Annotated in this window: 8 protein-coding genes; 4 read left to right on the top strand and 4 right to left on the bottom strand. The window is 73.7% G+C overall.

All coding sequences use genetic code 11. The features are described 5' to 3' along the window. Positions 1-48: 48 nt before the first annotated feature. Complete coding sequence (guaA, locus tag ABT026_RS00315) at positions 49-1638, bottom strand: glutamine-hydrolyzing GMP synthase (RefSeq protein ID WP_351110553.1); 1590 nt, start codon at positions 1636-1638, stop codon at positions 49-51. Positions 1639-1809: 171 nt separating this feature from the next. On the opposite strand from guaA, the gene pcrA reads away from it, so the two are divergent. Further along, complete coding sequence (gene pcrA / locus ABT026_RS00310) at positions 1810-4329, top strand: DNA helicase PcrA (protein WP_351110551.1); 2520 nt, start codon at positions 1810-1812, stop codon at positions 4327-4329. A 236-nt stretch (positions 4330-4565) separates the two neighbouring features. Here pcrA and ABT026_RS00305 read toward each other — a convergent pair whose 3' ends face one another. Continuing rightward, a complete protein-coding gene (locus ABT026_RS00305) occupies positions 4566-6092 on the bottom strand; it encodes a M23 family metallopeptidase (protein ID WP_351110549.1) in 1527 nt (508 codons plus the stop codon). Positions 6093-6499: 407 nt separating this feature from the next. Between ABT026_RS00305 and icmB the strand changes: the two genes are divergently transcribed. After that, the gene (icmB, locus tag ABT026_RS00300; RefSeq protein WP_351110547.1) at positions 6500-6916 is read left to right on the top strand and encodes a coenzyme B12-dependent isobutyryl CoA mutase small subunit; all 417 of its coding nucleotides are present in this window, start codon (positions 6500-6502) and stop codon (positions 6914-6916) included. Between the two features lie 416 nt (positions 6917-7332). Here icmB and ABT026_RS00295 read toward each other — a convergent pair whose 3' ends face one another. Both ABT026_RS00295 and ABT026_RS00290 read right to left on the bottom strand, forming a co-directional pair. Next, complete coding sequence (locus ABT026_RS00295; RefSeq protein WP_351110545.1) at positions 7333-8928, bottom strand: DUF5691 domain-containing protein; 1596 nt, start codon at positions 8926-8928, stop codon at positions 7333-7335. A 130-nt stretch (positions 8929-9058) separates the two neighbouring features. Then, positions 9059-10405, bottom strand: a complete 1347-nt coding sequence (locus ABT026_RS00290) for an SWIM zinc finger family protein (protein WP_351110543.1) — start codon at positions 10403-10405, stop codon at positions 9059-9061. Between the two features lie 145 nt (positions 10406-10550). Here ABT026_RS00290 and ABT026_RS00285 point away from each other — a divergent pair, with 145 nt between their 5' ends. Together ABT026_RS00285 and ABT026_RS00280 are read left to right on the top strand one after the other, a co-directional pair. Continuing rightward, entirely contained in the window at positions 10551-11705 is a 1155-nt protein-coding gene (locus ABT026_RS00285; RefSeq protein WP_351110541.1) for an ATP-binding protein, read from the top strand. Beyond that, positions 11702-14116 carry a DUF5682 family protein gene (locus ABT026_RS00280; RefSeq protein ID WP_351110539.1) on the top strand — a complete coding sequence of 805 codons (2415 nt, stop codon included), beginning with the start codon at positions 11702-11704 and terminating at the stop codon, positions 14114-14116. Before ABT026_RS00285 ends, ABT026_RS00280 begins: the two co-directional genes overlap by 4 nt. The last annotated feature ends 11 nt before the right edge of the window (positions 14117-14127 follow it).

Raw genomic sequence — 14127 nt, 5'->3', positions numbered from 1 at the left:
GTCCGGCTGTCCGGACGGCGCCCCGTCGTCACGCGGTGCTGGGAGAGGTCACTCCCACTCGATGGTGCCCGGCGGCTTGGAGGTGACGTCCAGCACGACGCGGTTGACGTCACGCACCTCGTTGGTGATGCGGGTGGAGATCTTCTCCAGCACCTCGTAGGGCAGCCGCGACCAGTCGGCCGTCATGGCGTCCTCGGAGGAGACCGGGCGCAGCACGATCGGGTGGCCGTAGGTGCGGCCGTCGCCCTGGACGCCGACGCTGCGGACGTCCGCGAGCAGGACCACCGGGCACTGCCAGATCAGGCTGTCCTGGCCGGCCGCGGTGAGCTCCTCGCGGGCGATGGCGTCGGCCTCGCGCAGCAGGTCCAGGCGCTCCTTGGTGACCTCGCCGACGATGCGGATGCCGAGGCCGGGGCCCGGGAAGGGCTGGCGCTGGACGATCTCCTCCGGCAGGCCGAGCTCCTGGCCGACCATCCGGACCTCGTCCTTGAACAGCTGGCGCAGCGGCTCGATCAGCTTGAACTCGAGGTCCTCCGGCAGGCCGCCCACGTTGTGGTGGGACTTGATGTTGGCCGTGCCGGTGCCGCCGCCGGACTCGACGACGTCCGGGTACAGGGTGCCCTGGACCAAGAACTCGACGGGCTGGTCGCCCGGGGCCTCGGCGACGATCTCGGCCTGCGCCTGCTCGAAGACGCGGATGAACTCGCGCCCGATGATCTTGCGCTTCTGCTCGGGGTCGCTGACGCCCTTCAGCGCGTCGAGGAAGCGCTCCTCGGCGTCGACGACCTTGAGCTCCACGCCGGTGGCGGCGACGAAGTCCTTCTCGACCTGCTCGGTCTCACCCTTGCGCATCAGGCCGTGGTCGACGTACACGCAGGTCAGCTGCTTGCCGATGGCCTTCTGGACCAGCGCCGCGGCGACCGCGGAGTCCACACCGCCGGACAGGCCGCAGATGGCGCGCTTGTTGCCGACCATCTCGCGGATGGTGGCGACCTGCTCGTCGATGACGTTGCCCGTGGTCCAGTCCGGGCTGATGCCCGCGCCCCGGTACAGGAAGTGCTCGAGGATCTGCTGGCCGAACGTGGAGTGCATCACCTCGGGGTGGTACTGCACGCCGTACAGCTTCTTCTCGTCGTTCTCGAAGGCGGCGACCGGGACCACGTCGGTGGAGGCCGTCACCTCGAAGCCCTCGGGGGCGGCGGAGCAGGCGTCACCGTGCGACATCCACACAGGCTGCTCGTCCGGGGTGCCCTCGAAGAGGGTGGAACCGGAGCGGCTCACGTGGAGCTGGGTGCGGCCGTACTCACGGGCGCCGGTGTTGTCGACCTGGCCACCCAGGCTCTGCGCCATCAGCTGGAAGCCGTAGCACATGCCGAAGACGGGGACACCGGCCTCGAACAGGGCGGGATCCATGGACGGCGCGCCGGGCTCGTACACGGACGACGGGCCGCCGGACAGGATGATCGCCGCCGGATTCTTCGCGAGGATCTCGTCGACCGGCATGGTGCCCGGCACGATCTCGCTGTAGACCCGGGCCTCACGGACGCGGCGGGCGATGAGCTGGGCGTACTGCGCACCGAAGTCGACGACCAGGACGGTGTCGGGGGCGGCGGACGCAGCGGTGGGCGCTGATGACACGGGGGGCCTTCCGGCGTCAGGGTGTGGGTCTGTCCGCCCAATTCTACCGGTGTGCGGAGAACGCCTCGCCCGCCCGCGGCTCACGCGCCCGCCCACGCGGCCCGCACCGGGCGGCACCGGTTTCGGACAGGGGCCACGGGTGTCGGCGGGGGGTCCTAGACTCGGAGGGCGATGAGCAGCCTCTTTGACGAAAGCTACCTGGCGAGCCTCCAGGCACCTCCGGCCCACGACGAGGTGCCCCCGCCGCCGGACGACGAGCACGACGAGCACGCTCCGGAGCCGATCCCGGACGACCTGTTCGCAGGCCGCTTCGACGTGCCCCCGGCGAGGGACGCGCACTACCGCGACGGCGCCCACCGCCCGGTGCTCAGCGGCGCGGCCCTGGTGGAGGGGCTGAACGAGAACCAGCGGGACGCCGTGACGCACGCCGGCTCCCCGCTGCTCATCGTGGCCGGAGCCGGCTCGGGCAAGACCCGCGTGCTCACCCACCGCATCGCCTACCTGCTGGCCGAGCGCGGCGTGCACCCCGGGCAGATCCTGGCGATCACCTTCACCAACAAGGCCGCCGGCGAGATGAAGGAGCGCGTCGAGCAGCTGGTGGGCCCGCGCGCCTCCGCGATGTGGGTCATGACGTTCCACAGCGCCTGCGTGCGCATCCTGCGCCGGGAGAGCAAGCGCCTCGGCTTCACCTCGTCGTTCTCGATCTACGACGCCGCCGACAGCAAGCGGCTGATGGCCCTGGTCTGCCGTGACCTGGACCTGGACCCGAAGCGGTTCCCGCCGAAGTCGTTCAGCGCCAAGATCTCGAACCTGAAGAACGAGCTGATCGACGAGGAGGACTTCGCCGCCCAGGCCGCCGACGGATTCGAGAAGACCCTCGCCCAGGCCTACGCGATGTACCAGTCCCGCCTCCGCGAGGCGAACGCGCTGGACTTCGACGACCTGATCATGACGACGGTCAACCTGTTCCGCGCGTTCCCGGACGTGGCCGAGCACTACCGCCGCCGCTTCCGGCACGTCCTCGTCGACGAGTACCAGGACACCAACCACGCCCAGTACGCGCTGGTGCGCGAGCTGGTCGGTGGCGCCTCGGAGACGGTCGACGAGGACGTGCCTCCCGGCCCGGAGGACGTGCCCCCGGCCGAGCTGTGCGTGGTGGGTGACGCGGACCAGTCGATCTACGCGTTCCGGGGCGCGACCATCCGGAACATCCTCGACTTCGAGGAGGACTACCCGGACGCCACGACGATCCTGCTGGAGCAGAACTACCGCTCCACGCAGACCATCCTCAGCGCCGCCAACGCGGTCATCGAGCGCAACGAGTCCCGCCGTCCCAAGAACCTGTGGACCAACGCCGGCTCGGGCGCCCGGATCACCGGCTTCGTCGCCGACAACGAGCACGACGAGGCGCAGTTCGTCGCCGAGGAGATAGACCGCCTCACCGACGCGGGCGACGCGAAGCCCGGCGACGTCGCGGTCTTCTACCGGACCAACGCGCAGTCCCGTGTGTTCGAGGAGATCTTCATCCGCGTCGGCCTGCCGTACAAGGTCGTCGGCGGAGTGCGCTTCTACGAGCGCAAGGAGGTCCGGGACGTCCTCTCGTACCTGCGGGTGCTCGCCAACCCGGAGGACGCGGTGCCGCTGCGCCGCATCCTCAACGTGCCCAAGCGCGGCATCGGCGACCGTGCCGAGGCGATGATCGAGGCGCTGGCGCGGCGGGAGCGGATCAGCTTCCCGCAGGCGCTGCTGCGCGTCGACGAGGCGTACGGCATGGCGGCCCGGTCGACCAACGCGGTCAGGCGCTTCAACACGCTGATGGAGGAGCTGCGCACCGTCGTGGAGTCCGGCGCCGGTCCGGCCACGGTGCTGGAGGCCGTGCTGGAGCGGACCGGCTACCTCGCCGAGCTCCAGGCGTCCACCGACCCGCAGGACGAGACGCGGATCGAGAACCTCCAGGAGCTCGCCGCGGTGGCCCTGGAGTTCGAGCAGGAGAACGCGCAGGCGGAGGGCGCCGAGGAAGGCGAGACCGCCTCGCTCGCGGACTTCCTGGAGCGGGTCGCGCTGGTCGCCGACTCCGACCAGATCCCGGACGAGGAGGACGGCAACGGCGTCATCACGCTGATGACGCTGCACACCGCCAAGGGCCTGGAGTTCCCGGTGGTCTTCCTGACCGGCATGGAGGACGGCGTCTTCCCCCACATGCGGGCGCTGGGCCAGGTCAAGGAGCTCGAGGAGGAGCGCCGGCTGGCCTACGTCGGCATCACCCGGGCCCGTGAGCGGCTGTACCTGACCCGGGCGGCGCTGCGCAGTGCCTGGGGGCAGCCGTCGTACAACCCGCCGTCGCGGTTCCTGGAGGAGATCCCGGAGACCCACCTCGACTGGCGGCGCAAGGGCGGTTCGGCGGGAGGCGGCGGCTTCGCGTCCGGTCCCGCGGCGGGCGTGGCGGCTTCGCTGTCGTCCTCGCGGTCGCGGTCCTCGGCGGCGGGCGGATCCGGCTTCGCCACGCGCCGGGCGGGGGACAAGCCGGTGGTCGCGCTGTCCGTCGGCGACCGGGTCACCCACGACCAGTTCGGCCTCGGCACGGTGGTCGGGGTCGCGGGCGAGGGAGACCGGGCGGAGGCCACGATCGACTTCGGCGACGGGAGCGCGAAGCGGCTGCTGCTGCGGTACGCGCCGGTGGAGAAGCTGTAGGTCGTTCGGCGGGCGTCGTGCGGCGGGGGTCGCGGCGGGTGTCGCACGACGCCGGCGTCACGCCCGGGCGTTACGCGGCGGGTAACTTGCGGCGGGTGTCTCGGCGGGGGGTCCTGCCGGCGGGAGCCCGCCCTGCCGCCTCCTGTCGGCGGGAGCTCGCCCTGCCGTCGCGTGGGCGCGCGACTCGTGCGGCTCGTGCGGGAGGGATTCGGCACGACGGCCGGCGGCCGGGGCCGTCAGGTCGGGTCGATGCCGTGGCTGCGCAGCCAGGCAAGGGGGTCGATCGCCCCGCCGCCGCCCGGGCGGACCTCGAAGTGCAGGTGGGGGCCGGTGGAGTTGCCGGAGTTGCCCGAGTAGGCGATCGTGTCGCCGGCCTTCACGACCATGCCGTCGGACAGCTTGTACGTGGAGAGGTGGCAGTACCAGGTCTCCGTGCCGTCCTTGGCCGTCACGATCATCATGTTGCCGTACGCGCTGTTGTACTGGGTGCGGACGACGCCGTCGGTCGCCGCCATCACCGGCGTGCCGTAGGAGACGGGGAAGTCGATGCCGGTGTGGGTCGACATCCAGTTCACGCCCGCCGAGCCGTAGTAGGCGCTGAGACCGCGCTGGGCGACCGGGCTGATGAACTTCGGGCGCAGCCGCTCCTTCTTGGCCGCCGCCTCCGCCGCCTTCTTCATCTCGGCCTCGCGCTGGGCCTCGAGGTCGATGCGCTCCTGCTCGCGGCTGGCGCGGTCGCCGAAGTCGGCGGCGGCGACCGTCACCTCGCTGAACTGCGCGGAGATCTCGTCGTTGGCGGCTGAGGGCTTCACCGGCTGGGCGTCCGAGGCCGCCTGGGTGGTGGTCTCCTCGACCGTGCCGCCCACCGAGGCGGCGGCGACGCCGGCCACGCCCATCACGCAGACGGAGGGCACCGCCACGGTCAGCAGGGCGGAACGGCGGGCGGGGGTGCGGCGACGGCCGTTGCGGCCGGAGGAACCGCGGGCGCCGGAGCGGGAGGAGTGAGCGAGCGCCTCCTCCTGGTCGTCCAGGAGCCGCGGCCGGTCGTCGGGCTCGTCGTCGTGGCCTCGCGGCCCTTCGTACTCGTCGTCGTCCGTGTCGTTCGCGTCGTCCGCACGGCCGTCCGCGGATTCCCGCGCGGCGTGGGCGTCCTCGCCGTGGGAGTGCTGGTCGTCGCCGTCCGTGCCGTCCGCGGAGTTCCAGGCGGTGTCGTCGTGGGCGCCGGTGTCCTGGTCCTGGCCGTTCCAGTCCCACCCGCCGGGGCCCTCGGGGCCGGCGGAGGCCTGCTGGGGGATCTCGGCGGAGTACTGCTCGCCGCTGGCCCACGCGGTGGCGTCGAAGGACCCGGTCTCCTGACCGGCGTAGTGCTGCTCCGCGTAGTACTGGGCGGCATACGCGTCGTACTGGGAGCCGTTGTCCCACTGGCCGCTGTCGTACGTGGAGGTGGAGGCGTAACCGTCGCCCGCGTACTGGGCGGTCATCGACGGGTCGGTCCAGCCGCTCGCGTCGTAGGAACCGCTCGGGTACGAACCCGCGTCATAGGGGGCGTTCGCGGTCGCGTAGGAACCGGTGTCGTAACCGGCGCCCTGAGGGGTACGGGTGTCGTAGGAACCGGTGCCGTAGTCCCGGGAGACCTGACCGTCGTACTGGGTGAAGTCCGCGTAGAAGGCCTCGGACGTGCCGTACGCCGGGTAGGGCGCCGACGCCGAGTCGGAGGCCGGGGCCGGGGTCGTCATGCTCCCCGACGGGTGACGCTCGTCCACCAACTTCTCTTTCGCCTCGACGACAGGGGCTGCCAGAGCAGTGCGGCGACTGTACCCGGCGGTATGCGGACTGGACAATCTTCGGCGGCCAACGTGTGGGCACCAAAGGGACAGGAGTGCCTGTTTCGGGGCCCCTCGGGCGTGTCCGGGGCACCGTGTTCGGCAAATGTTCGAGGAATACGGCCCTCTTTCGGGGTGCAGAGGCCGTTCGCCTATGCCACCGTCACGGCCACGAGTCCCCACTGTGTCCCCCGAACGCCGGTACGCGGCCTGTCGTCCCGGCGTGTCGCTGTGTGATTTCGCCCTCCCTCTTCACCGGGGAACGGACGGTTGGGGGATGCTGTAGATAACGTGCGTTCACTTCCCCGGCCGGTGCGGCGGGCTTGAGTCGGTTGATGGAGGCGTTGATGGGTGTGGCAGTCGGTCCGATCCGTGTGGTGGTAGCCAAGCCGGGACTGGACGGTCACGATCGCGGGGCCAAGGTCATCGCGCGGGCCCTGCGCGACGCGGGTATGGAGGTCATCTACACCGGCCTCCACCAGACCCCCGAGCAGATCGTGGACACGGCGATCCAGGAGGACGCCGACGCGATCGGCCTCTCCATCCTCTCCGGCGCGCACAACACGCTGTTCGCCAAGGTGATCGACCTGCTCAAGGAGCGGGACGCGGCGGACATCCTGGTGTTCGGCGGCGGGATCATCCCCGAGGCGGACATCGCGCCGCTGAAGGAGAAGGGTGTGGCGGAGATCTTCACGCCGGGCGCGCCGACGCAGGCGGTCGTCGACTGGGTGCGGGCGAACGTGCGGGCGGGCGCGGACGTCTGACGTCTCGTTCCCCTGGCGGGTCGTTCCCTGGCGGTCCGTTGCCCTGACGGCGCGTTTTCCTGACGTCGCGTCGCTTCGGGTGCCGCCGCCGCCAGGGCTTCCCGGGCGCGGGGGCGGGTGCGCCCGGGCGGTACCGGGAACGGCGCCGGAGTGGCCGGTGGGTGTCCACCGGCCGCGTCCCTCTGTCTTCCGGCCCTGACCTGACCCGGCCTTCCGGCCCCGACCTGACCCGGCCCACCCCGAAAGCCAGGGCGGGCCGGACCTGCCCTGGGCCGTGCCCCGGACTCAGGCCCTGCCCGGACCCGGATACGCGCGGACCCGCGGAGGCCCGTGCTCGGCCGCGGTGGCGAACCGGTCGCCGGGAGCGTGACCCTCCCGCCACGTCGTGACCGTGGCGTTCGCCGCGCGGGAGCGGATCAGGCGGCGCCCAGCTCCTCCGCCATGGTGGCGCGGAGGCGGAGGGTGCTCTCGAGGCGCTGGAACGCCTCGGACCAGTAACCGCCCGCCCCCGGAGCCGTGTTCTCCGCCTCGTCCGGGGTGGCTGTGAGGGGAGCGAGGCGGGCCGCCTCGGCCGGGTCCAGGCAGCGCTCGGCCAGCCCCATCACCCCGCTGAAGCTCCACGGGTAGCTGCCGGCGTCCCGGGCGATGTCCAGGGCGTCCACGACGGCCCGTCCCAGCGGCGCCGACCACGGCACCGCGCAGACCCCGAGCAGCTGGAACGCCTCCGACAGTCCGTGGGCGGATATGAAGGCGGCGACCCAGTCGGCGCGCTCCCCGGCGCCCAGCGTGGTGAGCAGCTTGGCCCGCTGGGCCGGACCCACCGCGCCGGGACCGGCGGCCTCCGGTGCGGACGGCGACCCGAGGAGCGCCCGGGCCCACGCCGCGTCGCCCTGCCGGACCGCTGCCCGGCACCAGGCGGCGTGCAGCTCGCCCTCCCAGCCGTCGGCGACCTCCAGCGCCACGATCTCCTCGGGCGTGTGTCCCCCCAGCCGCTCGGACCAGGTCGCCAGCGGCGCGGCCTCGACCAGCTGGCCCAGCCACCAGGACCGTTCGCCCCGGCCGTTCGGGGCCTTGGCGACCACGCCGTCCCGCTCCATCTCCGCGTCGCACGCGTGCGGAGCCTCCACCGCCACGCACGGCTCCTCACCCGAGCGGTCGAGGGCCACGCAGCTCGCCGCCCGGGCGGCCATGCGCAGGGAGAGGGCGGAGCCGGGCAGCGCCGACAGCAGCTCGGCGGCGGTGGCCCGGACGTTCCGGCTGCGGTCCGCCAACGCGCGCTCCAGGAACGGTTCGTCCTCCGCGCTCAGCCCCGACCGCAGTGAGTCGAGGAACATCAGCCGGTCCTCGGCACGCTCCGTCGGCCAGGTGGACTCCAGCAGCGCGAGGGCGGCGGCCGGGTCCTTGCCGCGCAGTGCGGTCAGCAGCGCGACCCGTTCGGCGAACAGGCCCTCCTCCCACAACTGGCGCGCCCGCTCCGGATCGGCCACGGCCGCGGACTCGCGGCGCCCCGTGGCAGCCCGCAGGGCGAAGCGCCACTCGGGATTGAGCCCGGCCAGCCAGAGCGCGCGGGGTCCGGCGAAGGAGATGACCGCGGGTCGGAGGTCGGTGCGGCCGCGCGCGGCCTCCAGCAGGGCGGGCAGCGTCTCGGGCGGTGCGGCGTATCCGCGCTCGTCGGCCAGCGAGAGCCACTGCGGGAGCAGCTCGACCAGGTCGGGGGTGGTGCCGCGGCGGCCGCCGCCACCGGTGCCGGGCCGGGCGGTCAGCAGCATGGACAGCCGGCGCGCCGCGGCGGGCGGAAGCGGCGGCCGCGAATCGGCGGGCGCCGGGCGGGGGAGGGGTGCGGCCTGCGCGGGGAGGAGCCCGGCCCGGCGGCGCAGTGTCTGCTGCGCCGCCTCGTCCAGCAGGGCCACCGGCGCCTCCCGTCCGTGCGACGGCACGGACGGCGGACGGCGCTCGGTGCCGAGCAGGGCGGTGGTGACCAGGTCCTCCCACTCGGAAGCGGTGGCAGTCATCGGATACGCGTCCCTTCGCCGAGGTGACGGTGACAGTGGTGGTGGGCCGGGCGGCGGTGCCGGCGGTGATGGCGGTGCCGGCCCTGGCCGGCGGGACGGACGGCGCCGACAGGGCGGGCGGGGCGGCCGTTCATCGCACCGTCACCGGATCACCGGGAGCCGCCGGCCAGGCGGTGAGCGGGGTGAAGCCACGGTGGCCGTACTCGCCGAAGACGCGCAGCGGCGCGCCGCCGGAGAGGGAGACCAACCGCCAGAAGCCGGTGCCCGAGGTGGCCGAGGTGGTGACCGGCAACGCCCGGCCGGCGGGGTCGGCCAGCTGCCACCCCCCGTCGTGCGGCACCGGGACGACCGCCTCCAGCGTCACCGGAACCGTCTCCAGCCACGGGTCGTCGCGCAGCGCGTCGCCGTAGAGGGCGGCGGCCTCTGCGGCGGAGAGCCCCGCGGGCCGCAGCGAACTCGGAGCGGGGGAGGCGAACTGCTTGACCAACGCCACCCGCGGCTGCCCCCCGCCCGGGTACGTCGACAGCTCCGCGTCCAGGGCGAGCCCTGTCGGCAGCGCCAGTTCCGGCGCGCGGCCCGCCGCGCCGTAGGAGAGGAGAAGGGCGGTGCGGCCGGTCTCCTCGCCGTGCACCCATATACGGCGGGTGGTGAGCCGGGCGTCCGCGGTGTCGTACTGGGCCAGCACCAGCCACCGGTCCCGGACCGCCGGGCCGTCGGCGGAGGCGGGCAGGCCGACCCGGGCGCCGACCGTGGCGGCGAGCCGCGCGGGCAGACGTTCGCGGTGCAGCCAGCCCTGCACGAGGGTGTGGAGCAGCGCGCACTCCTCCAGGAGGCGTACCGGCCACCCCGGGCCGGAGCCGGGTATCGCCCCCAGCTCCCGCACCCGCGCGGCCAGCCCCGGCGCCTGGGCGTCGACCATGCGGGCCGCCGTCTCCTCCCACAGCGCGTACCCGGCCTGCTCGGCGCCGGCCAGGCCGGACCGCAGCAGGTCGGCGAGGCGCCGCTCCAGCTCACCCGCGCCCGCGTCGATCCGGGCGGCACGGCGCTCGGCACGCTTGCGCGCCGCCTCCGCGTCGACCGCGGCGCCGCCCGCGGCTGCGGTCTCCTTGCGCTCCGCCCGCTGCCGGCGGCCGTCCAGCCACTGCCGCACCCAGTCGGGCGGCTCCTGTCCGCCGGGCACGGCGGCCTGGTCGCCCGACCACAGGAGCAGCAGCCCCAGCGCGTGCTTGCAGGGGAACTTACGGCTCGGGCAACTGCACTTGAAGGCGGGGGCCGACGGGTCCCCCATGTCCACGATCGCCCGGTACGGCGTGCTGCCGCTTCCCTTGCACAGTCCCCACACCGCCCCCTCGTCGTCACTGCCCGCGCCGGACCACGGCCCGGACGCGGCGAGTTTGCTTCCGGCTTTGCGTGACGCCGCGTCAGGCGCCAGGGCCAGCACTTGTTCCGCGCTCCAGCGCACCCCCTGCTGAGTCATGACACCGACGGTACGACCCGCCACTGACAACGCCTCCACGGATGGCCCAACGTTTGCTGGTTCCGCAGGTCATGACCGATTGTCAGTGTCGTGGTGCAAGGTGGTCAGCAGATCCGAACCGGCCGAGCTGGAGGGGGCCTCAGCCATGTCTGTGTCCATCGAACCGACGTCCGTCACCACGCGGTCCGACGACCCCGCGCCCGCGAAGGGCGCAAACACCGAGCAGGCTCTGCGGCCGCACGCGGAGGACGCCTTCGCCCAGGAACTCCAGGCGCTGGCCGCCGCCGACGACCGGCCCCGCCCGGCACGCTGGAAGCTCTCGCCGTGGGCGGTCGCCACCTACCTGCTCGGCGGCACGCTGACCGACGGCACGGTGATCTCGCCGAAGTACGTCGGTCCGCGCCGCATCGTCGAGGTGGCCGTCACCACGCTCGCCACCGACCGTGCCCTGCTGCTGCTCGGCGTCCCCGGCACGGCCAAGACCTGGGTCTCGGAGCACCTGGCGGCCGCCGTCAGCGGCGACTCCACCCTGCTCGTCCAGGGCACGGCCGGCACGCCCGAGGAGGCCATCCGCTACGGCTGGAACTACGCCCAGCTGCTGGCGCACGGCCCCAGCCGCGACGCGCTGGTGCCCAGCCCGGTGATGCGGGCCATGAGCGACGGCATGATCGCCCGCGTCGAGGAGCTCACCCGCATCCCCGCGGACGTGCAGGACACCCTGATTACCATCCTGTCGGAGAAGACGCTGCCGATACCGGAGCTGGGCGACGAGGTACAGGCGGTGCGCGGCTTCAACCTGATCGCCACCGCCAACGACCGGGACCGCGGGGTCAACGACCTGTCCAGCGCGCTGCGCCGCCGCTTCAACACCGTCGTGCTCCCGCTGCCGGACAGCCCGGAGGCGGAGGTGGAGATCGTCTCCCGCCGGGTCGACCAGCTCGGCCGTTCCCTCGACCTGCCGCAGGCGCCGGACGGCATCGACGAGATCCGCCGCGTCGTCACGGTCTTCCGCGAGCTGCGCGACGGCCTGACCACCGACGGACGCACCAAGCTGAAGACCCCCAGCGGCACACTGTCCACCGCGGAGGCGATCTCGGTGGTCACCAACGGCCTCGCGCTGGCGGCCCACTTCGGCGACGGCGTGCTGCGGCCCGCCGACGTGGCGGCCGGCATCCTCGGCGCGGTGGTGCGCGATCCGGCCGCCGACCGGGTGATCTGGCAGGAGTACCTGGAGACCGTGGTGCGCGAGCGGGACGGCTGGAAGGACTTCTACCGCGCCTGCCGGGAGGTGTCGGCATGAGCGGACCCGGCGCGCAGCCGCTGCTGCTGGGGGTGCGGCACCACGGGCCGGGGTCGGCCCGCGCGGTGCTCGCCGCGCTGGACGCGACCCGTCCCCGGGCGGTGCTCATCGAGGGCCCGCCCGAGGCCGACGCGCTCGTCGCCCTGGCCGGCGACACGGAGATGCGGCCTCCGGTGGCCCTCCTCGCCCACGCGGTGGACGAGCCCGGGCGCTCAGCGTTCTGGCCGCTGGCCGAGTTCTCCCCCGAGTGGGCGGCCCTGCGCTGGGCCGTCGAACACGACGTGCCCGTGCGGTTCGTCGACCTGCCCGCAGCCCATGTCCTGGCATTGCAAGGGGAGGACGAGACGCCCGTTCCCCCGGCGCCGGAGCGGGACACCGACCCGGTGAAGGCCGCCGACGGTGCTGACGGCCCTCTTCCCGGGGGCGGGCCGGACGGGGAGGGGGACCCCGTCGACGGCGTGCGGGTGGATCCGCTGGCCGTGCTGGCGGAGGCCGCCGGGTACGACGACCCGGAGCGCTGGTGGGAGGACGTGGTCGAACACCGCGGCGCGGGTGAGGACCCGCTGGCGCCGTTCGCCGCCGTGGAGGAGGCGATGGGAGCCCTCCGCGAGACTTACGGGACGGGCGGCCACGACCGAGACCCGGTCCGCGAGGCCTACATGCGCCTGCAGCTGCGCGCCGCGCGCAAGGAGTTCGGCGACGAGGTCGCCGTGGTCTGCGGCGCCTGGCACGTCCCCGCGCTGCGGCAGAGGTCCACCGTCACCGCCGACCGGGCCCTGCTGAAGGGGCTGCCCAAGGTGAGGACGGAGATGACCTGGGTGCCCTGGACGCACCGCCGGCTCTCCCGCTTCAGCGGCTACGGCGCCGGAATCGACTCCCCGGGCTGGTACGGGCACCTGTTCTCCGCGCCCGACCGCCCGGTGGAGCGGTGGATGACCAAGGTCGCCGGCCTGCTGCGCGACGAGGACCTGAGCGTCTCCTCCGCCCATGTCATCGAGGCGGTCCGGCTCGCCGAGACCCTCGCCGTGATGCGCGGACGCCCGCTGGCCGGCCTCGGCGAGACGATCGACGCGATCCGCGCGGTGATGTGCGAGGGCTCCGACGTGCCGCTGGAGCTGGTCCGCGACCGGCTGATCGTCGGCGACACGCTCGGCGAGGTGCCGTCCACCGCGCCCGCGGTGCCCCTGCGCCGTGATCTCGAGCGGCAGCAGCGCGCGCTGCGCCTCAAGCCCGAGGCGCTGGAGCGGGAGCTGGAGCTGGACCTGCGCAAGGAGAACGACGCCGCCCGCAGCCGCCTGCTGCACCGGCTCCGTCTCCTGTCGGTGCGGTGGGGTGAACCCGTCGCCTCACGCGGCGGGACCGGTACCTTCCGGGAGACCTGGCGGCTGTGCTGGGAACCGGAGCTCGCCGTCCGGGTGGCCGAGGCCGGAGTGTGGGGCACCACCGTGCTGTCCGCGGCCACCGCCAAGGCGGAGTCCGCGGCCGTGGACGCCACCGCGTTGGCCGAGGTCACGGCTCTCGCCGAGCACTGCCTGCTCGCGGACCTTCCGGACGCGCTGCCCACGGTCATGAAGGCCCTCGCCGACCGGGCCGCGCTGGACACCGACGTGGCCCACCTTGCGGCCGCCCTGCCCGCGCTGGTCCGCACCCTGCGCTACGGCGACGTGCGCGGCACCGACACCGAGGCGCTCGCCGGGGTCGCCGCCGGGCTCGCCGAGCGGATATTCGTCGGACTGCCGCCCGCCTGCTCCGCCCTCGACACGGACGCGGCGGAGGAGATGCGCCGCCACGTGGACGCGGTGCACGCGGCGGTGGGGCTGCTCGGAGGCGTTCCCGCAGTCGACCCGGAAGGGCTGCGCACCCGCTGGCACGGCGTGCTGCGCAAGCTCGCCGGCCGGGAGAGCGCCCCCGGCGTGCTGCGCGGCCGCTCGGTGCGGCTGCTGCTCGACGAGGGCGCGCTCGACACCGACGAGGCCGCCCGGCGCATGGGCCTGGTCCTGTCGCCCGGCACCGGGCCGGCCGACGCGGCGTCCTGGATCGAGGGCTTCGTCGGCGGGGGCTCCGGCGGACTCCTGCTGGTGCACGACGAGCGGCTGCTCGCCCTGGTCGACGCCTGGCTCACCGGGGTGCCGGCGGACGCCTTCACCGACGTGCTGCCGCTGCTGCGCCGCACCTTCTCCGCCTACGAACCGGGGGTGCGCCGCAGCCTGGGCGAGCTGGTCCGCCGCGGACCGGCGGCCGGTCGCGGCACACCGGGGTCCGCCACCGTTCCGGCCGCCCCGGGCTTCGGCGACGGGCTCGACACGGCCCGGGCCGACGCCGTCCTGCCGGTCGTCCGGCTCCTGCTGGGCCTGGATCCCGGCCCGGCGCCCGACCCTCACCCCGACCACCTCGTGGAGGCAGCGGCATGACCACATCCCCG

It is taken from the genome of Streptomyces sp. NPDC002734, from assembly GCF_040295685.1.
In the GTDB taxonomy this organism is placed as follows: Bacteria; Actinomycetota; Actinomycetes; order Streptomycetales; family Streptomycetaceae; genus Streptomyces.
The sequence above is the reverse complement of the archived record's forward strand: the minus strand, read 5'-3'. Positions and strand labels throughout refer to the sequence as shown.

Bases quoted from the DNA above. Each gene is read 5' to 3' on its own strand.
- pcrA (WP_351110551.1), top strand. From the start codon at position 1,810: ATGAGCAGCCTCTTTGACGAAAGCTACCTGGCGAGCCTCCAGGCACCT.
- icmB (WP_351110547.1), top strand. From the start codon at position 6,500: ATGGGTGTGGCAGTCGGTCCGATCCGTGTGGTGGTAGCCAAGCCGGGA.
- ABT026_RS00295 (WP_351110545.1), bottom strand. From the start codon at position 8,928: ATGACTGCCACCGCTTCCGAGTGGGAGGACCTGGTCACCACCGCCCTG.
- ABT026_RS00290 (WP_351110543.1), bottom strand. From the start codon at position 10,405: ATGACTCAGCAGGGGGTGCGCTGGAGCGCGGAACAAGTGCTGGCCCTG.
- ABT026_RS00285 (WP_351110541.1), top strand. From the start codon at position 10,551: ATGTCTGTGTCCATCGAACCGACGTCCGTCACCACGCGGTCCGACGAC.
- ABT026_RS00280 (WP_351110539.1), top strand. From the start codon at position 11,702: ATGAGCGGACCCGGCGCGCAGCCGCTGCTGCTGGGGGTGCGGCACCAC.